Consider the following 19398-nt stretch of genomic DNA (forward strand, 5'->3'; position numbering starts at 1 on the left):
GGCAGGGCTTCCGGAAGGGCCCCCGGCAGGGGACACTCGGCCTCGCGGACGGGGCGATCGAGGAAAGGTCGCCAAGGACTTTTCTTCCGTTTAGACTGCCCCGACGGCCCCACGCACCGACGCCCCCCACGATCATGAGGTCCAAGCTCACGCATCGCGAGGCATCGTTACCGAGGGGAGGGCTCGCCCGCGCCCGCACGGGGAAGGCGACGGAGTTCATATGAGTGCCAACGAAAACGTCGTCGATGAAGTAGCGCGCAGCGAGCCGATCGATCCGTTGCTCGGAAAGGTGCTCAACGGCAAGTTCAAGATCCTGTCCATGCTCGCGACCGGCGGCATGGGCACGATCTATCGCGGCGAGCAGATCCCGCTCGGGCGCCCGGTGGCGATCAAGGTCCTGATCCCGAACCAGGCGTCGCGGCAGCTCGACCCGAACTTCCACAAGCGCTTCTTCCTCGAAGCGAGCATCCTCGCGCGCCTCCAGCACCCGAACATCGTCACCGTCTTCGACTACGGCCGCATCGAGGCCGACGATCAGGACCGGTTCTTCATGGCGATGGAGTTCCTCGAGGGCGAGACGCTCTTCCGGCGCGTGCGCCGGCAGGGGCGCCTGCCGCCGCCCGAGGCGATGCGCATCGCGCGGCAGATCGCGCGCGGGCTGCGCGAGGCGCACAAGCACGGCGTCGTCCACCGCGACCTCAAGCCGTCGAACGTCATGCTCGTCTCCAACGAGGACTCGGAGGAGGCGGTCAAGATCCTCGACTTCGGCCTGGTGAAGCAGCTCGGCGACGACTCGGAGGAGCTCACGCAGCAGGGCGCGTTCCTCGGATCGCCCCGCTTCATGTCGCCCGAGCAGATCTCGCACGGCAAGGTCGATCTCAGGACCGACATCTACTCGCTGGGCGTGATCCTCTACCAGATGCTCTGCGGGAAGGTCCCGTTCGAGTCCGAGAAGTCGATCCAGATCCTGATGGCGCACCTCCAGCAGCCGGTGCCGCGCATGAAGGATCGGAACCCGGACGTCGACATCCCGGAGCCGCTCGAGGCGCTCGTGATGCGCTGTCTGGCGAAGGATCCGGACGGGCGGCCCGCGACGATGGACGCGCTCATCCAGGGCCTCGGCGAGTGCGCCCGCGGCATGGGCGTGACGACCGCCTTCGGCGGCACGCAGATCACCTCGTTCGAGTCGCTGCCCGGCGTGCAGATCTCGTCGCGCTCGTCGACCGTGCAGGCGCTCAAGGAGGCCGTGACGCTCCCGGCGCCGTCGACCGACGACGAGGCGAGCGGCCGCACCTCCGGCGTCGGCACGGGCGTCTCGGCGGCGACCACGGCGGACGCGTCGAAGGGCGCCGCCGGCGCGCAGGAGGCGCGCCCCGGCGGCGGACGCAAGGCGGCGATCCTCGCCGCCATCGGCGCCGTCGTCGTGGCGGCGGTCGTGTTCGTGCTGACCCGCAGCCCCGCGCAGAGCGAGGCCACGACCGATCCCCCGCCCGCCGCCGCGCCCCCGCCGGCGACCACGCCGACCGATCACAAGGGCGCGCCGTCGTTCATGCTCATCATCGAGTCGATCCCGCCGGGCGCCGAGGTCCTCGAGGACGGCAAGTCGCTCGGGCTCACGCCGCTCCAGCTCTCGATCGAGAACGAGCAGGTGCGCGCGGCGCCGCGCCGGCTGACGCTGCAGAAGGAAGGCTTCCAGCCCTACTCCATCGTGCAGGGGCCGTCCGAGATGTCCGTCCAGACCGTCGCGAGGCTCGCGCAAGTGGCGGCGCCGGCGAAGACGGAGGAGCCCTCCACCTCGGGCAGCAAGAGGAACTGGGGCCGCACCGTTCGCCCGGCCGCGCCTCCGCCCACGACGAAGCCCTCCACCCCCGAGAACACGGCGCCCCCGATCCGGATCGACCGCTGACGTTCAGGACGAGCCCTACGATCCGTATCGGCTCGTCCTGGATTCGCGCCGCCGCGAGGGCGCGGTGCCGTCGCCATGCGCTAGCTTTTTCGCTCGCGCATGTCCCGCCTGCTCATCGTCTCGAACCGCCTCCCCGTGACCGTCCACGTCGATCAGGGCGACGTCTCCGTCGTCCCGTCGGCGGGCGGCCTGGTCACCGCGATGCGGAGCCCCCACGAGCGCCACGGCGGCCTGTGGCTGGGCTGGCCGGGCGACGTCTCGCGCCTCGGCGCGGCGCAGCGCGCGGCGCTCGAGGAGCAGCTCCGGCAGCTCGGCACCGTCCCGGTGCACCTCACGCCGGCCGAGGTGAGGCGCTATTACGACGGCTTCTCGAACGGCGTGCTGTGGCCGCTGTTCCACTACCTGACCGAGAAGGTCCACCTCGACGCCCGGCGCGACTGGGAGACCTACCGCGAGGTGAACGAGCGCTTCACCGAAGCGATCGTCGCGCAGTACAGGCCCGGCGACCGCGTCTGGATCCACGACTACCAGCTCACGCTCGTGCCGGCGATGCTGCGCCAGCGCATCCCGGACGCGCGGATCGGCTTCTTCCTGCACATCCCGTTCCCCGCGGCCGAGGTCTTCCGGAGCCTGCCGTGGCGCGAGCAGGTGCTGCGCGGCATGCTCGGCGCGGACGTCGTCGGGTTTCACACGGCGTCGTATCGGTACCACTTCGTCTACTCCGCCGCGCGCGTGCTCGGCCTCGATCCCGACCTCGAGACGCTCGCGGTCGAGGGGCGCAAGGTGCGGCTCGGCGTCCACCCGATCAGCATCGACGTCGACGAGTTCGTGCGGCTCGCCCGGGACGAGGAGGTCCGCGCGGAGGCGCGGCGCATCCGCGAGCGCGCCCAGGGGCGGAAGATCGTGCTCGGCATCGATCGGCTCGACTACACGAAGGGGATCCCGCGGCGCATGCTCGCGATCGAGCGCTTCCTCGAGCGCGAGCCCGAGCTCCGGAGCAAGGTCCGGTTCATCCAGCTCGCGGTGCCGACGCGCGAGAAGGTGGACGCCTACGCCGACTTCCGGCGCACCGTGAACGAGCTCGTCGGCCGCATCAACGGCAGCTACGCGACGCTCGACGACGTCCCGATCCACTTCCTGCACCGGTCGATGCCCATGTCCGAGGTCGTCGCGCTCTACCTCGCGGCCGACGTGATGATGGTGACGCCGCTGCGCGACGGGATGAACCTGGTCTGCAAGGAGTACGTGGCCTCGCGGATCGACGACACCGGCGCCCTCGTGCTGAGCGAGTTCGCGGGCGCGGCCGCCGAGCTGATCGAGGCGCTCCCGGTCAACCCGTACGACATCGACTCGGTGGCCGCGACGATCAAGCGGGCGCTCGTCATGCCGCCGTCCGAGCAGCGCGTCCGGATGCAGGCGCTCCGGCGCCGCGTCGTCACGCACGACGTGCACCGCTGGGCGCACTGCTTCCTGAACGATCTCGAGCGCGCGTGCAGCGCGGCGCCGGAGGTCGGGGCGGTCCGGCGGCGCACCGACGCGCCCCAGCTGAACACGATCGCGAGCGCCCGCAGCGCCCCCTCGCTGGTCGTGATGCTCGACTACGACGGCACGCTCGTCCCGCTCGCGGCGATGCCCGAGCTCGCGCCGCCGGACGAGGAGCTCATCGCGGATCTGCGCGAGCTCGCGGCGCGCCCGCGGACGCAGGTGCACGTGGTGAGCGGCCGGCCGCGCGAGGATCTCGAGCGCTGGCTGGGCGAGCTGCCCATCAGCCTGCACGCGGAGCACGGGTTCTACTCCCGCGCGGCCCCCGGCGAGCCCTGGGTCGCGCTCCGCGAGGCGTCGCTCGACTGGAAGCCGCGGGTCCGCGACATCCTCCAGGGGTTCGTCGACCGCACGGCGGGCAGCTTCATCGAGGAGAAGGTGGCGTCGATCGCGTGGCACTACCGGTCGGCCGACCCGGAGCTCGCCAGCCAGATGGCGCGCGAGGTGCCCGCGAAGCTCGAGGAGGTGCTGCGCGAGCGCGATCTCGAGCTGATCCCCGGCCGGAAGGTGCTGGAGGTGCGGCTGCGCGGCGTGAACAAGGGGGCGATCGTGCCGCGGGTGCTTGCGACGGTGCCGCCCGAGGCGATGGTCGTCGCGCTCGGCGACGACCGGACGGACGAGGATCTGTTCGCGGCGCTCCCCCCGACGGCCCTGACCGTCCACGTGGGCGGCGGGGAGAGCTCCGCGGCGTTTCAGCTGCCCGATCCGGCCGCGGCGCGGCGCTTCCTGCGCGCGCTCGTGGCGTGAGCGCCCGCGCTGCGGGTCACGCCCTCGGGCGGCGGCCGCGGCGCCGGAGGGCGGCGCCGAGGAGCGCGGTCGCCGCGGCGGCGGCCGCGCCCGAGCCGGCGAGCGGGGCGCCTGCGAGCGCGCCGCTGGCGCTGCACGCGCCGGCGCGCTCGAGGGCCTCCTCGTCGGCGGCCGCGGCGCGGTCTTCGGCGTCCGCGCCGTCCGCGGCGCCGCTGTCGATCTCCGCGCCGTCGCCGCCGGTGTCATCGCTGTCCGCGCCGTCGCTCTCGGCCGGGGCGCCGCTGTCGGCGGCGGCAGCCCTCATGGCGATCGTCGCGTCGGCGAGGCCGGGCCCGAACTCGTAGGCGCCGATGTCGATCGCGCCCGCGGTCGGCCGCTGCGGCGCTCCGCTGGCCGCGCGCACGCCCCTGGCGGGGGCGAACCGCGGCGCGGCGAGCGGGCTCGGGAACGGGTGCCCGGCCGGGCTCGGCGTCCACCGGGCGCCGGCGTCGACGAGCGGGCTGCCCGCCGACGGGCGGAGGTCCATCGAGCCGACGTCGGCGAACCCGGGATCGGCGCCCTGCAGCGTGCCTGTCCACGCCGCGGGGATGGCCGAAGAGCCGGACGGGACCCAGTTGTTCGCGCCCGCGATGAGCGCCGCTCCCGTCACCCAGCTCGCCGACCTGTCGACGTAGACCTCCACGCCGCCGCCGCCGCGCCGATAGAACACATTGTTGCTCATCTCGACGCTCTCGATGCCGTCGTACATCCGGATCGCCGGCCTCGAGCCGGGGGCGAGCAGGAACGTGTTGTTGACGAACCGGAAGCGGCCGAACGTCTGCCCCGTCCCGTCGCCCCCGACGCGCGCGACGAAGTGCTGGCCGGTCTTGACGAAGACATTGCCGACCACGTCCGAGTCCTCGCGCGCGAGCCCCTCGTCCTGGCCGTCGGGCCCGATGAGCTCGATCTCGTGGTATTTCGCGCCCTCGATCCAGTTGTAATAGATCTCGTTCCGCTCGGCGCGGCTCTTCACGTTGTTGCCGCCGTTGCCGTCGTGGACATAGCAATGCCGCATGCGGAACACCGAGCCGAGGCGCGTCTCCTCGTCGGTCGCGATGTAGATGGGGTGCCTGGTGTCGCCGGAGCCGCACGCGTAGACCTCGACGTACTCCAGCGTGAACGAGCCCGACTCGGAGTCGGCGCCTAGGATGCCGTGGCCAGGGCAATCGTGCACCACCGCGTCGCGGACGGTGACGTCGTGCGCGCGGTTGAACACGCAGCGGCTCGCGCCGCCGGTGATCTCGAATCCTTCGAAGGTGTAATGATTGCCACCGAAGACCACCGTGTTCGTCCCTCCGGACAGGACGGGGCGGCGGCCGTTCACGCGGACGCCGCGGATGGTGATCTTCTGCGCTTCGGTGCCGGATTTCTTGAAGATCAGGTCCCCTGGATAGGTCGCGTCGCCCTGGACCTCGACCACATCCCCGGCAGCGAGGCGAGGGGCGATCTCCGCGAGGCTCGAATACGGCTTGCCTCGACCCACCTCGTACGTCGCTCCGCTCGCCGGCGAGGCCGCGAGCAGCACGGAGAGCCCGATGCCCGGCGCGACGAGAGAGAGCGTGACGAGGTGTCTTGTATTGAGTTGCTGCATCGCCGCAATCTCACGTCCTGAGGAGTCGAATTGCAAGCTGCTTTTTAATGAAATGCATGATGGGTAATTCAGGCGACACCTTACGGCGGTCAATGTACGCCGTTCTTTCGCGGATCCCCGGGGTTTTGGCCATTGCTGACTCTCCGTGTCCGCAGGCAGATTCGATGGAATGAATGCAGTCGGCGACGTTCGAGCGGCGCGCGGGGCAGGGGAGCCGGTCCCCCTCGGCACGGGCGTCGTTTCGTGCCATGGATCCGGCCATGTTCCGGATTGTCCTCGCCTCCACGTCTCCCTTCCGGAGGGCGCTCCTCGATCGCCTCGGGCTCGCGTACGAGGTCGCCCGGCCGGCGTTCGACGAGATCGCGCCCGAGGGGCTGCCGCCCGTCGCCTGCGCCCGCGCTTTCGCGGAGGGGAAGGCGCTGAGCCTCGCGGCCGCGCACGAGGGCGCCCTCATCATCGGCGCCGACCAGGCGCTCGATCTCGACGGCGAGCTCCTCCGCAAGCCGGCGTCGCTCGACGAGGCGGCGGACCAGCTCGGTCGGCTCGCCGGGCGCGCCCACGCCCTCCACACCGCCGTCGCGGTGCACGCGCCTCCGGGGCTGCCGCTCGCGCCCGGGGAGCCGCGGACGTTGGCCGAGGTCGTCACGGTGGAGCTCCGCGTCCGGCCGCTCGACCGCGCGCAGATCCGGCGCTACGTCGCGCTGGATCGGCCGATCGGCAGCGCGGGCGGGTACCTCTTCGAGAAGCACGGGCCGTGGCTGTTCGACGACGTGCGCCACGCCGACGAGACCGCCATCGTGGGGCTGCCGCTCGTCCCGCTCTGCCGCCTCCTGCGCCGCTTCGGGGTCGATCCGCTCGGCCTGCCCGCGCCCGCGTGAGCGCAGAGCCCCGGGAGCGGCGCGCGCCGGCGCGACCAGCCGCGGGAGCGGCGCGCGCCGGCGCGACCAGCCGCGGGAGCGGCGCGCGCCGCCGCGGGAGCGGCGCTCGTCAGCGCGAGCAGCCGCAGGAGCGACGGAGGACGAGCTCGACGGCCAGCCGCGGCTGCGGCTCCCCGGCGCCGCGCTGGCCGCTCTGGACGAGCCGCACGAGCTCCCGGACGGCGAGCCTCGCGACGAGCTCCGTCGGCGGGCGGACCGTGGTGAGCGCCGGATCGAGGTGCCGCGCGGGGCCGATGTCGTCGAACCCCACCACCGACACGTCGGCGGGGACGCTGCGGCCCTCGCTCCGCAGCGCATCCATCGCGCCGATCGCGGCGGCGTCGCACCAGCCGACGACCGCGTCGAACGGCGCCTGCTCGCGGAGCCACGCCATCGTCGAGGCGCGCGCCTCCTCGGCGCTGAGCCCGCTGCGGCAGAGGCGCGGATCGACCGGGAGGCCGTGGCGCACGAGGGTCGCCCGATACGCCTCCTCGCGCCGCCCCGCGTCCTCGTTCCCCGCGGGGCCCCGCAGGAACGCGACGCGACGCCGGCCGTGCGCCTGGATCAGGTGCTCGACCGACTCCCGCACGCCCGCCTCGTTGTCGATGGCGATGCTCGGCAACGAGAGGCCCGGGGGCGGCGTTCGATAGACGAGGAGCGCCGGGAACCCCTCGGCCGCGAGCCGCCTCAGGCTCGCCTCGCCCATCGCGGAGCCGAAGATCAGGACGCCATCGGTGTTGTGCCGGCCGAGCATCCGACGCAGCGAGCTCTCCGAGCGCAACGCGATGAGGAGATCATACCCCTCCTCGGTGGCCGCGCTCGCGACGACCTGGAGGAAGCTCGACATGAACTCGGTGCCGATGGTGGGCAGGAGAAAGCCGAGCGAGCCTGTCCGGCCCTGCGCGAGGCTCCTCGCGGCCGCGTTCGCCACGTAGCCGAGATCGCGTATCGCGGCGAGCACCCGCTCACGCGTCTTCGCGCTGCACTTGCCCCGATCGTTCAGGACCCGGCTGACCGTCGCCGGCGACACCCCGGCGTGCCGGGCCACCTCCTCCATGCGCACCGTCGGCCGAGCGCCGGAGTTCATCGTGACAGCCTCAGGCGAAGATTTCATATTGCAAGACAAGCCGAAGGAAAGCGCTTCCATCCTAGTCGTCGCGGCGGGCTTCTGTCAAACCGAACTCCGCGCGTCGACACGGTTTGATTGGCCAAGTAAAAATTCGAGGATATCGGAATGCGCCGGAGGGCGATTGGGCCGCCCCAGGCGGAGCGCTGACGCGTAGCGCTGGCCGCTGGCGCAGGCGGGCGGCGCCGCGGGCGGCGCGGCCAGCGTGGCCGGCGCGGCCGTGGCGCGCGCGTTGCTAACCGGCTGATCACCGTGGATCGAGGGTCGAGCTTGCCGCTCAGCCCCTCTGACTGAGCACCTTCTGCCGGGCGACGCCGACGGGGCGGGCCAGGCGCTCGACGAGGTGAGGCGATGATGGAACGCCCGCCCATCCAGGCGAACGAGACGCTCTCGGCCGCCGAGCTGTCCGTGTCGTGGCCGGCCCTGGAGAACGAGGAGCGGGTGCAGGCCTATCGCCGCCTGCGGCGCGAGGAGGCGGAGGATTTCTTCCAGGGCCTCCCCACCGCCGACCAGGCCGCGCTCCTCGCCGCCCTCACCAAGGGCGAGCGGAGGCTGTGGCTCCGCCTGCTCGCGCCCGACGACGTGGCGGACATCCTCCTCGAGGTGTGCCCGGCCGCGCAAGAAGAGCTCCTCTCGCTGCTCGACGAGCCGACGCGCCGGGAGGTGAGCGCCCTCCTCGCCTACGCGGAGGACGAGGCCGGCGGGCTCATGAGCCCGTGGTTCGCGCGCGTGCGGCCGGAGGCGACGGTCGACGAGGCGATCAGCTACCTCAAGCGGCAGGCCCGGGATCACCTCGAGACCGTCTACTACGGTTATGTGCTCGACGCCGAGCAGCGGCTGCGCGGCGTGGTGTCGCTGAGGCAGCTCATGATCGCGCCCGGCCACCTCCGGATCAGCGACGTCATGAAGACCGACGTCGTCTCGGTGAACGAGGACGCCGACCAGGAGGCGGTCGCGCGGCGCTTCGCGGAGCACGATCTCGTGGCGATCCCCGTCGTCGACGGCGAGGGCCGCATGAAGGGGATCGTCACCGCCGACGACATCGTGGACGTCGTGGAGGAGGAGGCGACCGAGGACATCCAGAAGCTCGGCGGCATGCAGGCGCTCGACGCGCCGTACCTCCGGACCCCGCTCTTCAAGATGCTCGGCAAGCGCGCGGGCTGGCTCTCCGCGCTGTTCGTGGGCGAGCTCCTCACCGCCACCGCGATGGGGCACTACGAGGACGAGATCGCCCGCGCGGTCGTGCTGGCCCTCTTCGTGCCGCTCATCATCTCGAGCGGGGGCAACTCCGGATCTCAGGCGACGACGCTGGTCATCCGGGCGATGGCGCTCGGCGAGATCCGGATCGGCGATTTCTTCCGCGTCAGCCGCCGGGAGCTCGCGTCGGGCCTCCTGCTCGGCGGCATCCTCGGCGGGATCGGCTTCCTGCGCGTCCTCGCCTGGGAGCAGCTGTTCGGGGCCTACGGGCGGCACTACGTGCTGCTCGCGCTGACCGTGGCCATCAGCCTGGTCGGCGTCGTGACGTGGGGCACGCTGGCGGGCGCGCTCCTGCCGTTCGCGCTCCGGGCGCTCCGCTTCGACCCGGCGAGCGCCTCGGCGCCGTTCGTCGCGACCCTCGTCGACGTCTCCGGCCTCGTGATCTACTTCAGCGTGGCCGAGCTCCTGCTCCGCGGGATCTTGCTGTGAAGCGGGCGGGCGGCCGCCGTGGCGCGCGGGGCCCGCGCGGCGCCGCGCGGGCGCGGCTCCCCGGGCCTGGAGGCGCCCGGGGGGAGGGGAGGGCGCGCTCCGCCGCGGCGCGCGCTAGGGGGCGACGCGCGACGCGAGGTAGCGGGCCGCGTAGGCGCCGATGACGCGGGCGTCCTCGCGCCAGCGGCCGCCCATCGTCAGCTTGTCCGCGTCGGCCGCGCTCAGGGCCGTGTTCGGGATCGGCGACGGCGTGCGGCTCGAGAACTGGACCTCGTCGAGCACCTTGCCGTCCCGCGTCGTGATCCGCAAGGTCAGCCGGATCTGGCTGGGAGCCGAGGAGACGACCGCGTAGAAGCCGGGGTTCATGTAGCCGACATAGGGCTTGAGCACGAACGGCGCCGAGGTCGTGCCGGCGGCCTCCGCGACCTCGATACCCTCCTCCTTGGCGTCTTCGACCAGGGCCTTCGCGAACTCCTCGTTGATGGAGTCCTTGTCGGCCATGAAGCGCTGGTAGTCGTCCCCGTCCTTGCCGGCGAGGTACCGGTCCTCGGACTGGTCGATGATCTGGAGGCCCACGAAGTCGATGGGCATCAGGGCGAAATACCGCTGGCCCACGAACGGAGCGGGGCTCGCCTGGGTCACGACGCGCCAGCTCGGCGCGCACCCGACGAGGGCCGCGGCGCCGAACAGCGCGGCCGCGATGAAGCTGCGACGGTACATGAGATCTCCTTCAGGGGCCCGCCTTGTAGGCCATGTCCGAGCGCGCTGGCAAGCGCGGCCCCGCGCGCCGGCAAACCGGCTCGCGGGCGGCGTTTGCCAGCGCGCGGGGCCCCGGGCGGCGGCGCGGCGGGGCCCCGGGCGGCGGCGCGGCGGGGTCCCGGCGATCGGGCCCGGCGCCTCCTCCGGCCCGGACGGGCCGGCTCCCTCGCTCGGGAGCGCGCTCGCCGCGCGGCCGTGTGCAATGGGCGGACATGAGCCGAGCTGGCCTGTCGAATGCATGTCGATACGACAGATGCACTCGCTACCTCGTACGCGGATGCATTTTCATCGACGTTGGAGGTGAGCTCATGGTCCCGCATTTCGTAGCAGGCCTCTTCGGCCTCTTGCCCATCGTGGTATTCCCGGCGTTCGGCGTCGATCCGCCGGAGGACGCCGGCGGCAGCGGCGCCCAGGTGGGCGGCGCGTCCGAGCCGGGGAGCCCCGGCGAGCTTGGAGAGAGCGGCCCGCGGTTCGTCTACTCGATCTCCTGCATCGAGGGCAGCACGGGAGAGAAGGCCTTTCGCACGGCCGACGATTTCTGCAGCGCCCTGCGCGGCGAGCAGGTCTGCTCGGAGAGCGCGGCCTTCTTCGCGCTCCTCCACGGCTGCCCCTGAGCGCCCGCGCGGCCGCGGCACAAACCCTTGACATTCGAGGGGGGCCTTGCTCTTCCTAGCGGGCGCGGACCGCCCCGCGCGGCCGTCCCCCTCGCCAGGTCGCGCGCCTCGGAGGCTCAGATCGTGACGAACCTCTATCTCATCCGGCACGGAGAAGCGCTCGTCAACGTGAACCATATCGTGGGCGGGATGCGCGGGGACACCGGGCTGACGTCGCTCGGGATCCTCCAGGCGGAGCGGCTGCGCGATCGCCTGGCCGCGACGCGCGAGCTCGCCGCCGACGTCCTGATCGCGAGCTCCTTTCGCCGGGCGCAGCAGACCGCCGAGATCGTCGCCCCCGCCCTGGGGCTGCCCGTCACGCTCGACGACGACGTCCAGGAGCTCCGCCCCGGCGAGGCGGACGGGATGCCCGTCGGAGAGGCGATGGTGCGCTATGCGATCGATTTCGAGCGCGAGCCCTACCGCCCGGCGAGCCCCGGCGGGGAGAGCTGGGCTCAGTTCATGCTGCGGGTCTCCGTCGCCCTCGATCGCATCACCCGCGAGCACGAGGGGCGGACGATCGCGATCGTCACGCACGGCGGCTTCATCGACGTCGCGTTCCTCCATTTCTTCAAGATGAACGCGCTCGCGTTTCCGGTGGCGCACTTCGCCACCCGCCACACGTCGCTCACCCACTGGCAGCGCCGGCGGCGCTGGGGTCGCGCGGAGGCCTGGCACCTCATCTATTACAACGACAGCGCCCACCTGCGCGACGTCGAGCGCACCGTGCGCATCCCCTGGGCGGAGCTCTCCACGCTGGCGCCCAGGGGCGCGGAGGATCCGTCGGGGCCGCCGTCCTCGGAGAGCGGCGAGGGGCGCTAGCGCCCCCGCCGGCCCGCCGCGCCCCGCGCTTGCGCCGCTGCCTCGGGGCGAGCACCATGGCCCGCATGACGGGTCCTGTCCACGCAACCTTCCTCGTCGCCGCGCCCGACCAGCCCGGGCTCGTCGCGCGACTCGCGGGCTTCTTCTACAACATCGGCCTGAACATCATCGACGCGAGCAATCACACGGATGCGTTCACGGACGAGGGACCGCGCTTCTTCATGCGCCTCGTCGTCGATCTGTCCGGTCTCTCGTCGCCGGCCGCGGTCACCGCCCTGGGCGGCTCGGCCACCCGCAGCGCGATCGAGGCCGCCTTTCGCGAGCTCGCCACGTCGCTCTCGGCGCGCTGGTCGGTCGACTACAGCGATCACGTCCCGAAGATGGCGATCCTCGTGACCAAGGATCCAGCGTGCCTCTACGATCTCGTGCTCCGGCAGCGCGCGGGCGAGCTCCGCTGCGAGATCCCGCTCGTTATCTCCAATCACCCCACGCTCGAGGCGGTGGCCGAGAGCTTCCGAATCCCCTTCTTCTGTCTCCCGATCACCCCGGAGACGAAGCGCGAGCAGGAGCGCCAGGTGCTCCACCTGCTGAAGAGGCACCATGTCGATCTCGTCGTCCTGGCGCGGTACATGCAAATCCTGTCCGAGCAGATTCTCGATGAAGGGCCGCCCGTCATCAACATTCACCACGGGTTCCTGCCCGCGTTCCAGGGCGCGAAGCCGTACCATCAGGCGCACGCGCGCGGCGTGAAGCTCATCGGCGCGACGGCGCACTACGCCACGCGGGACCTGGACCAGGGGCCGATCATCGAGCAGGACGTCGCGCGCGTGAATCACCAGCTGGGTCCGGAAGAGATGACCCGGGTGGGGCGCGACGTGGAGCGCCTCGTCCTCTCCCGCGCCGTCCGGGCGCACCTGGAGCGGCGGGTCATCGTCGAGGGCCGCCGGACCGTCGTGTTCTGACAGCCCGAGGCGCGGAGGATCCAAGGGCGGATCCTGCCCTGCGCGGCTCCCCCCGGGGCTCGGACGAGAGGGGATCGGACCGCCGAGACGCCGAGGGCACGGGGGAGGCCGCAAAGGGTCTCCTCGGGTCCTGGCGTCTTGGCGGCCTCGTGCTCCGGATCGCCGTGCGGGGCGCGGCCCATGGCGGCTCCGGTGAGCCGGAGGGGCTCGCGCGCGGGGAGATCAGGGGTTGCGCTGCTGGCCGAACCCGCCGGTCTGGCCCGTGGCGCCGGGCGCGAAGGCCGACTGCTGGCCGACGCCCAGCTGGCCGACATGGCCGTAAGCGCCCGATTGACCGATGGCCGTCTGGCCGAGGGCGGCGGTCTGGCCGACGCCGGCGTACTGGCCCATCTGGCCCAGCATCGCCTGGCCGGATTGCTGGGCGCCGTAGCCGAACCCAGCCTTCGACGGGATCTCGCCCTTGCTCGGACCGAAAGAGCCCTTGCTCGGGCCGAAAGAGCCCTTGCTCGGGCCGAAAGAGCCCTTGCTCGGGCCGAAAGAGCCCTTGCTCGGGCCAAAAGAGCCCTTGCTCGGGACGAGCCCCGCCTGGCTGGGGATGAGCCCCGCCTGGCTGGGACCGAGCTGCGACGTGCCCATTCCTACGTATCCGCCCCGCGCCCCTCCGAGCGCTTGCTCGGCCGACGCGATCGAGGCCTCGTCGAGCTCGGCTTGATCGAGATCGGCCTCGTCGGCGCTCACCGCGCAACCGGCGGCGAGGGCAGCGAAAAGAACTGCAGGCACCAGCATCTTGCTATGCATCGACATGATCGGTTCCCCCCGATGTCCGCGAGGGCCCAGCAGGCCCAGACATCTCGGCTCACCGCAGAGCAGAGTGTGTGCCTGTTCGACGTGTGCATACGTTTCCGCTCCCGGCATGCTTGACGTTGGCGGGGCGGAAGATGCAGCGCGCGCGATCGGCGTCCCGGTCCAGCCAGGGCGCACCGCTCCTCCGGTGCGCAGGGCGATGATCCGCCCGCGAGGCGCGTCGCGCGACGGCCTCGCCCTGCTCGGAAGCGCGTCGCTCGAGCCGCGTGTGCATCGCCGGGGCGCCGGGACGGGACGGTTCGTCCGAGGTCGAGCCGTCCGCCCAGGCCGCAGCCCCGTTCACGAGGCGTTGCGCGCCCGCGACGCTCGAGCGCACCGCCGCGGGGCGCGGAGGCCGCGCCTCACGCGCGCCGCGGACGGGCGGCTCACGCCTGGAGCTTCTTGCCGAACAGCCAGCGCTTCGCCTCGTCGTCGAGCGACTGGCTCTGGTTCCGCAGCTCGCTCCCCGCCGCGAGCCCCCGCGCGACGGCCGGCCGCGCGCGCACCGCATCGATCCATCGCTTGAAGTTCGGGAGCTCGTCGGCGGAGACCCCGTACCGATCGTACAGCATCGCCCAGGGGAAGCTCGCGACGTCGGCGATCGAGTACTCGCCCGCCAGGTAGGGCCGATCCGCGAGCCGCTTGTCCATCACGCCGTAGAGCCGGCGGACCTCGTTCGTGTAGCGCTCGATCGCGTACGGGATCTTCTCCGGCGCATACTGGCCGAAGTGCCCCGCCTGACCGCTCATCGGGCCGAGGCCGCCCATCTGCCACATGAGCCACTGGGTCACCTCATAACGACCCCGGACGTCCGAGGGGATGAGCTGGCCCGTCTTCTCCGCGAGGTAGAGCAGGATCGCGCCCGACTCGAACACCGAGATCGGCGCCCCGCCGCCCGGCGGATCGTGATCGACGATCGCGGGCATCCTGTTGTTGGGGCTGATCGCGAGGAACTCCGGCTTGAACTGATCGCCCCGCCCGATGTTGACCGGGATGAGCTTGTACGGGAGGCCCGTCTCCTCGAGCATGATGCTGATCTTCCAGCCGTTCGGGGTGGGCCAGTAATAGAGGTCGATCATCGTGCGCTCCGTCTCCGTGGTGTGTCGCCGATCGCGACTGCGTGTCATCTCGGGACCTGGATCGTCTGCAGGGCGCCGCGCCGGCGCCGCCCTGCGCCTCGGGCATCGGTGGCACGTCGACCCAGGGAGAGCAACCGGCGATCGGCGCCTCAGCGCAGAGGCCCCGCGGGGCGGCGCGCCGCCTCGTCGGCGAGCGCGCGCAGCGCCGCGACGTGCGCGGGCCCCGTCCCGCAGCAGCCGCCCACGATCGTGGCGCCCGCCTCGATCCAGCCGCGCGCGAGGTCGGCGTAGCGCGCGGCCGAAGGGCGGCCCTGCCCCTCGGCCCAGCCGAGCCCCTCGGCCTCGGCGCCGGCGTTCGCGTAGGCCCCGAACGGGACGCCGCACGCCGCGAGCCGCTCGACGTGCTCGAGCGTGCGCGTCGCCGGGGTGCAGTTGACCAGGACGGCCCGCGCGCCGCGGGCGGCCGCCTCCCGCGCGGCGGCGCCGATGTCCTCGGGCGAGAGGAGATCCGCGCCCGGCCCCGCCGTGAACGACACCCACGCTTCGACGCCCGTGGCGACGGCCTCCTCGAGCGCCACGAGCGCCTCGCCGACGTGCGGGAACGTCTCGCAGAGCAGGACGTCGACGCGCGCCGCCGCGAGCGCCTGCGCGAGCTCGCGGTGCTCCTGCCGCGCGCTGGCCGGGCTGAGATCCGGCCGGTAGCAGTCCTCGAGCGGCGCGATGCTGCCGGCGATCCGGTGCCGCGGGTCCACCTCGCGGACGGCCTCGCGCGCGAGCGAGACCGCGCGCGCGAGGAGCTCGGCCCACGCGGCGCCCGCCTGCCTGCGCTTCGTGCGGAAGGTGTTCGCCGTGTGCACCGTGGCGCCGGCGCGCGCGTAGTCCCGGTGGATCGCGCGCACGACGTCGCTGCCGCGCGCGTCGAGCAGGGCCGCCGCGCTCCAGAGCGGCGCCGGCGTCGCGACCCCCCGCGCGGCGAGCTCGGTCCCGAGCGGGCCGTCAAGCACCACGATGTCGGCCTCAGCCGTGGTTTCGACTCGCCTGGACCGCGCGCGCTGCTCGTCCACCATGTAGGCTCCGGTATGTCCGTGACCGGCTCTCAAGGCAACCCCTGATTCCCGCAGTGCGCCCGCTGTACTGCGGCAGGTACGCCGGGCCCGCACAGCGCACCGTCCCGACCACTATGCCGCAGAAAGAACGATGGAATTCTCTTTCGCGCCGGGAATTTGCTTGCCAGGTATGGGGGGGCTGCGGCACCGTTTGAAATCATCTTCCCCTCATTCGGCTCGACTCGCGGGAGTCGTGGGGTCCAACAGGCAGCCATCGCTCGAAGGACCGACAGGGGTGGAGCTCCCTCTGGTCAGCGCTAGGCCAGGTGACCTCCGTCAGTGAGCCTAAAGAAAGGAACGCCCAACATGATCCGACAGTCCATCCGTTCTTCCAAATCGCTCGCTCTCAGTGTTGCGCTCGGCGTCATCGCGGCGGCCGGTTTTACCGGATGCGGCGCGTCGGAGGAGCCGGTCGTCGATGACGCGGTGACGCACGAGCGGATCACGCAGGCCGACCTCCCGGAGGCGGGGTTCCTGAGCCTCGAGATGGACCAGAAGACGGTCTATGCCTTCGACTACTCGGCGGCGCCGATCGACTACGCGCGCATCAAGCTCTCCACCGGCGACGGCAAGGAGATCCTGCTCTCGGAGCAGATGGCCGCGGTGGAGAGCGCCGACTACGGTGACTACCCGGCGCCCGTGCTGACGGAGGGCTCGGACGACAGGTTCAGCATCGCCTCGGACGCGGCCGCCTTCGGCAAGCTGTCGGAGAGCGAGCTCGACCAGCTGAAGGCCGACGGGTTCTTCTACTCGGAGAAGCCCGTGAAGTCCCCGGGGGCGAGCCCGCAGACCACCGACCCCGAGTGCATCCACGCGTACTGCGAGATCTGCACCGACAACGTCACCGGCGGGCGCCCGGAGACCTGGTATCCGGGGACGTACACCTGCTACCTCGTCGAGCACGTCTGGTGCTGAGCCTCGCCTGACGACCTCCTCCCCCCTCGCTGGCAAGGCCCTCGTTGATGCGTTCGCTCTCGGTTTGGTGCGTCGCGCCGCTCGCCCTCGCCGCGGTGGGGTGCGGGGATGATGGACCGGTGCTCCCGAGCGGCCTCCCGCGGCCGCTCGCGGGGGTCTACCTCGACTTCGGCCCGGCGCCGGAGGAGGACCGCTTCCGCGCGCTGATCGGGTTCCCGACCCGGGACGTCCCCGGGCTCGAGAGCGCGATCGAGGACATGTACGACCCCGGGAAGCCGGAGACGTTCCGGAAGTACATGTCGGTCGACACCTGGATGGAGCGCCACGCCCCGTCCGAGAGCGATATCGCGGCCGTCGAGGCCTGGCTCACCCAGCACAAGATGGAGATCCGGCGCCGGTCCAAGAACCGGCTCCTGCTCGAGTTCGCGGGCACGGTGGAGCAGTTCAACACCGCCTTCGACACCGAGCTGCGCGACTTCGAGCGCGAGAACCCCTCGAAGGGCGGCAAGCCGCTGCGCACGTTCGGCGCGCTCGATCCGCTCAGGCCGCCGCAGAAGATCATCGACCTCACGTCGGGCGTCATCGCGGTCGACGTCCCGGCGGACACCGATCCGCTCCCCGGCGAGACGGGCTCGATCGAGAAGACGCCGCCGGAGGGGCAAGAGCAGGGGGTCACGCCCGCGCAGATCGCGCGCGCCTACGCGATCGACAAGCTCCACAACGAGGGGGAGGGGTACCGCGGGCAGGGCGTGAAGCTCGGCATCGTGGTCGGGGCGACGTTCAAGACCCGCGATCTCCAGTCGTTCTGGCAATCGTTCGGCATCACGTCGCGCGACAACCCGGAGGTCGTGGCCACGGCGGATCCGATCTCGACCCGCTACCTCGAGACGACGCTCGACACGGAGTGGGCGGGCGCGATGGCGCCCGAGGCGGAGCTCATCGCGTACGAGGGGCCGGACGCGCGCACCCTCTCGATCCTCTACGCGTGGAACGAGGCGATCGCGGCCGGCGAGGTGTCGGTGCTCTCGACGTCGTTCGCGCACCGCGAGGAGACCGAGGCGGCGCCGATCCGGCACCAGTACCACGAGGCGGCGCGGATGGGCGCGGCGCTCGGGATGACGATCGTCGTCGCGGGCGGCGACTCGGCGAGGCCCGACGTGCCGTCGTCGAGCCCGTACGTGACGTGCGTCGGCGGGACCCGGCTCGAGTTCGGCGGCGACGGCGAGGTCGCGCGCGAGGTCGCGTGGAGCGGCTCGGGGTCGGGGCGATCGCGCCAGTTCGAGACCCCGTGGTGGCAGGAGGGCGTCGTCCTGGACGCGCAGGGGCGGCGCGCCGTCTCCGATGTCGCGCTGAACGCCTCGGGGGACTCCACGTACTGGCTCTACTACCTGGGCGAGTGGGAGCGGCGCAGCGGCACGTCGTTCGCCGCCCCGGTGTTCGCCGGGCTGATGGCGACGGTGAACAGCCGGCGGCTCGCGCAGGACAAGCCCGTCGTGGGGTGGCTGAACCGGGCGCTCTACACCGACGCGAAGGTGCAGGCGGCCTTCCGCGACATCACCGAGGGCAAGACCGACGACGGGAACGGCGAGGGGTTCAGCGCGGGGCGCGGCTGGGATTATCCGACCGGCTGGGGCGCTCCGCTCGCGGACAAGCTCGCCGACGCGCTGCCGTAGGTCGCCGCGCCTCGTCCGCTCGAGCTCCGCCGGCCTGCGCGTCGTCTCCGCGGCGACGATGCGTCATCCTGGGTCGGATGACGCCCACCGCCGCCTCGCTCTCCCGCCCGTTCATCTGCTGTGCGCTCCTCGCGGCGGCGCCGCCGGGGTGCGACCGCGCGGGCCGGGCCGCCGGGCCTTCGCCCGCGCCGTCCAGCGCCGCGCCCGCCGCGGCGCCGGAGGGCGCGGCGCCCGCCGCGAACGGCGGGGCGACGCTGGCGCCCGCGGGGGACGCCGCCGTGGCCGCCTCCGCGGCGGAGGGCGCGGCGCCGGCTGCTGCGTCGGTCGCGCCGCTCCGCGCGGACGCGCCGTTCGTGGAGCTCCCGGTCGACGGGTTCGCGAGCGCGGTGGTGTCGGTGCCGATCGGCGCCACGGCGCGGCGCCCGGTGCTCATCGCCTCGCACGGCAACTACGACCGGCCCGAGTGGCAGTGCCAGGTGTGGCGCGATATCGCGGGGAGCGATGCCTTCATCCTGTGCCCGCGCGGCGTCGCGCGGTCCGACTCGCCGTCGGCGAGCGACGTTCGCTTCACGTACGAGAGCAACGCCCGCCTGGAGCAGGAGATCGACGCGGGGCTCGCGGCGCTGCGCGCGCGCTTTCCCGAGCACGTCGACCCCGGCGCGGTGCTCTACACCGGCTTCTCGCTGGGCGCGATCATGGGCTCCGCGATCGCCGCGCGGCGGGCGGCGCTCTTCCCGCGGCTCGTGCTGGTCGAGGGCGGACACGACAAGTGGACGCCGAAGGCGGCCAGGGCGTTCGCGGACGGCGGCGGGCAGCGCGTCCTCTTCGTCTGCGCGCAGGCCGGGTGCGGCGCCGCGGCGAAGGCGGCGGCCGCGCGCCTCGAGAAGGCGGGCGTGCTCACGCGGGTGGTGCGCAGCGAGGAGGCCGGGCACCGGTACGACGGGCCGGTCGCCGAGGAGACGCGGCGGGCGCTCGGCTGGGCGCTCGAGGGCGACGCGCGGTGGAGCGCGCCCTAGCTTCGCGTGGCCGAGC

The 19398-nt window shown here is 72.3% G+C and carries 16 protein-coding genes; 10 read left to right on the top strand and 6 right to left on the bottom strand.

Going from position 1 to position 19398, the window contains the following annotated elements; translation table 11 throughout:
• The first annotated feature begins 220 nt into the window (after positions 1 to 220).
• Positions 221 to 1906 (top strand): serine/threonine protein kinase, encoded by a 1686-nt coding sequence (locus WMF26_RS03530; RefSeq protein ID WP_437335789.1) that lies wholly within the window; start codon positions 221 to 223, stop codon positions 1904 to 1906.
• Positions 1907 to 2005: 99 nt separating this feature from the next.
• The gene (locus WMF26_RS03535) at positions 2006 to 4195 is read left to right on the top strand and encodes a bifunctional alpha,alpha-trehalose-phosphate synthase (UDP-forming)/trehalose-phosphatase (protein ID WP_437999138.1); all 2190 of its coding nucleotides are present in this window, start codon (positions 2006 to 2008) and stop codon (positions 4193 to 4195) included.
• 16 nt (positions 4196 to 4211) lie between these two features.
• On the opposite strand, the gene WMF26_RS03540 is transcribed toward WMF26_RS03535, so the two are convergent.
• Complete coding sequence (locus tag WMF26_RS03540; protein ID WP_437999139.1) at positions 4212 to 5825, bottom strand: right-handed parallel beta-helix repeat-containing protein; 1614 nt, start codon at positions 5823 to 5825, stop codon at positions 4212 to 4214.
• A 260-nt stretch (positions 5826 to 6085) separates the two neighbouring features.
• Here WMF26_RS03540 and WMF26_RS03545 point away from each other — a divergent pair, with 260 nt between their 5' ends.
• A complete protein-coding gene (locus WMF26_RS03545) occupies positions 6086 to 6703 on the top strand; it encodes a Maf family protein (RefSeq protein WP_437999140.1) in 618 nt (205 codons plus the stop codon).
• A 109-nt stretch (positions 6704 to 6812) separates the two neighbouring features.
• Here the strand turns inward: WMF26_RS03545 and WMF26_RS03550 are convergent, their stop codons facing one another.
• On the bottom strand, positions 6813 to 7829 hold the full coding sequence (locus tag WMF26_RS03550) for a LacI family DNA-binding transcriptional regulator (RefSeq protein ID WP_437944651.1): 1017 nt from the start codon (positions 7827 to 7829) through the stop codon (positions 6813 to 6815).
• 390 nt (positions 7830 to 8219) lie between these two features.
• Between WMF26_RS03550 and mgtE the strand changes: the two genes are divergently transcribed.
• On the top strand, positions 8220 to 9554 hold the full coding sequence (mgtE, locus tag WMF26_RS03555) for a magnesium transporter (protein ID WP_437335794.1): 1335 nt from the start codon (positions 8220 to 8222) through the stop codon (positions 9552 to 9554).
• A gap of 114 nt (positions 9555 to 9668) precedes the next feature.
• Here mgtE and WMF26_RS03560 read toward each other — a convergent pair whose 3' ends face one another.
• Positions 9669 to 10274: a hypothetical protein gene (locus WMF26_RS03560; protein ID WP_437999141.1), complete on the bottom strand. Its 606-nt coding sequence runs from the start codon at positions 10272 to 10274 to the stop codon at positions 9669 to 9671.
• A gap of 347 nt (positions 10275 to 10621) precedes the next feature.
• Here WMF26_RS03560 and WMF26_RS03565 point away from each other — a divergent pair, with 347 nt between their 5' ends.
• The 3 genes from WMF26_RS03565 (at position 10622) to purU (ending at position 12750) form a co-directional block, all read left to right on the top strand.
• The gene (locus tag WMF26_RS03565; RefSeq protein ID WP_061628064.1) at positions 10622 to 10927 is read left to right on the top strand and encodes a hypothetical protein; all 306 of its coding nucleotides are present in this window, start codon (positions 10622 to 10624) and stop codon (positions 10925 to 10927) included.
• A 123-nt stretch (positions 10928 to 11050) separates the two neighbouring features.
• On the top strand, positions 11051 to 11788 hold the full coding sequence (locus WMF26_RS03570) for a histidine phosphatase family protein (RefSeq protein WP_061628065.1): 738 nt from the start codon (positions 11051 to 11053) through the stop codon (positions 11786 to 11788).
• A gap of 65 nt (positions 11789 to 11853) precedes the next feature.
• Complete coding sequence (gene purU / locus WMF26_RS03575) at positions 11854 to 12750, top strand: formyltetrahydrofolate deformylase (RefSeq protein ID WP_061628066.1); 897 nt, start codon at positions 11854 to 11856, stop codon at positions 12748 to 12750.
• Positions 12751 to 12972: 222 nt separating this feature from the next.
• Here the strand turns inward: purU and WMF26_RS03580 are convergent, their stop codons facing one another.
• From WMF26_RS03580 to WMF26_RS03590, 3 genes are all read right to left on the bottom strand, one after another.
• A complete protein-coding gene (locus WMF26_RS03580) occupies positions 12973 to 13554 on the bottom strand; it encodes a hypothetical protein (RefSeq protein WP_437999142.1) in 582 nt (193 codons plus the stop codon).
• A 425-nt stretch (positions 13555 to 13979) separates the two neighbouring features.
• Positions 13980 to 14672: a glutathione S-transferase N-terminal domain-containing protein gene (locus WMF26_RS03585; RefSeq protein WP_438002373.1), complete on the bottom strand. Its 693-nt coding sequence runs from the start codon at positions 14670 to 14672 to the stop codon at positions 13980 to 13982.
• A 149-nt stretch (positions 14673 to 14821) separates the two neighbouring features.
• Positions 14822 to 15679: a homocysteine S-methyltransferase family protein gene (locus tag WMF26_RS03590; RefSeq protein ID WP_437999143.1), complete on the bottom strand. Its 858-nt coding sequence runs from the start codon at positions 15677 to 15679 to the stop codon at positions 14822 to 14824.
• Between the two features lie 405 nt (positions 15680 to 16084).
• On the opposite strand from WMF26_RS03590, the gene WMF26_RS03595 reads away from it, so the two are divergent.
• From WMF26_RS03595 to WMF26_RS03605, 3 genes are all read left to right on the top strand, one after another.
• A complete protein-coding gene (locus tag WMF26_RS03595; protein WP_437999144.1) occupies positions 16085 to 16693 on the top strand; it encodes a hypothetical protein in 609 nt (202 codons plus the stop codon).
• A 47-nt stretch (positions 16694 to 16740) separates the two neighbouring features.
• Complete coding sequence (locus WMF26_RS03600) at positions 16741 to 18366, top strand: S53 family peptidase (RefSeq protein WP_437999145.1); 1626 nt, start codon at positions 16741 to 16743, stop codon at positions 18364 to 18366.
• 77 nt (positions 18367 to 18443) lie between these two features.
• A complete protein-coding gene (locus WMF26_RS03605; RefSeq protein ID WP_437999146.1) occupies positions 18444 to 19382 on the top strand; it encodes a hypothetical protein in 939 nt (312 codons plus the stop codon).
• Positions 19383 to 19398: the final 16 nt, after the last annotated feature.

Source organism: Sorangium sp. So ce185, from assembly GCF_051526825.1.
In the GTDB taxonomy this organism is placed as follows: domain Bacteria; phylum Myxococcota_A; class Polyangia; order Polyangiales; family Polyangiaceae; genus Sorangium; species Sorangium cellulosum_D.

Excerpts from the sequence above, each read along its gene's own strand:
- WMF26_RS03605 (WP_437999146.1), top strand. The coding sequence starts at position 18,444 with ATGACGCCCACCGCCGCCTCGCTCTCCCGCCCGTTCATCTGCTGTGCG.
- WMF26_RS03545 (WP_437999140.1), top strand. The coding sequence starts at position 6,086 with ATGTTCCGGATTGTCCTCGCCTCCACGTCTCCCTTCCGGAGGGCGCTC.
- WMF26_RS03535 (WP_437999138.1), top strand. The coding sequence starts at position 2,006 with ATGTCCCGCCTGCTCATCGTCTCGAACCGCCTCCCCGTGACCGTCCAC.
- mgtE (WP_437335794.1), top strand. The coding sequence starts at position 8,220 with ATGATGGAACGCCCGCCCATCCAGGCGAACGAGACGCTCTCGGCCGCC.
- WMF26_RS03540 (WP_437999139.1), bottom strand. The coding sequence starts at position 5,825 with ATGCAGCAACTCAATACAAGACACCTCGTCACGCTCTCTCTCGTCGCG.
- WMF26_RS03560 (WP_437999141.1), bottom strand. The coding sequence starts at position 10,274 with ATGTACCGTCGCAGCTTCATCGCGGCCGCGCTGTTCGGCGCCGCGGCC.
- WMF26_RS03565 (WP_061628064.1), top strand. The coding sequence starts at position 10,622 with ATGGTCCCGCATTTCGTAGCAGGCCTCTTCGGCCTCTTGCCCATCGTG.
- WMF26_RS03595 (WP_437999144.1), top strand. The coding sequence starts at position 16,085 with ATGATCCGACAGTCCATCCGTTCTTCCAAATCGCTCGCTCTCAGTGTT.
- WMF26_RS03530 (WP_437335789.1), top strand. The coding sequence starts at position 221 with ATGAGTGCCAACGAAAACGTCGTCGATGAAGTAGCGCGCAGCGAGCCG.
- purU (WP_061628066.1), top strand. The coding sequence starts at position 11,854 with ATGACGGGTCCTGTCCACGCAACCTTCCTCGTCGCCGCGCCCGACCAG.
- WMF26_RS03600 (WP_437999145.1), top strand. The coding sequence starts at position 16,741 with ATGCGTTCGCTCTCGGTTTGGTGCGTCGCGCCGCTCGCCCTCGCCGCG.
- WMF26_RS03585 (WP_438002373.1), bottom strand. The coding sequence starts at position 14,672 with ATGATCGACCTCTATTACTGGCCCACCCCGAACGGCTGGAAGATCAGC.
- WMF26_RS03550 (WP_437944651.1), bottom strand. The coding sequence starts at position 7,829 with ATGAACTCCGGCGCTCGGCCGACGGTGCGCATGGAGGAGGTGGCCCGG.
- WMF26_RS03580 (WP_437999142.1), bottom strand. The coding sequence starts at position 13,554 with ATGTCGATGCATAGCAAGATGCTGGTGCCTGCAGTTCTTTTCGCTGCC.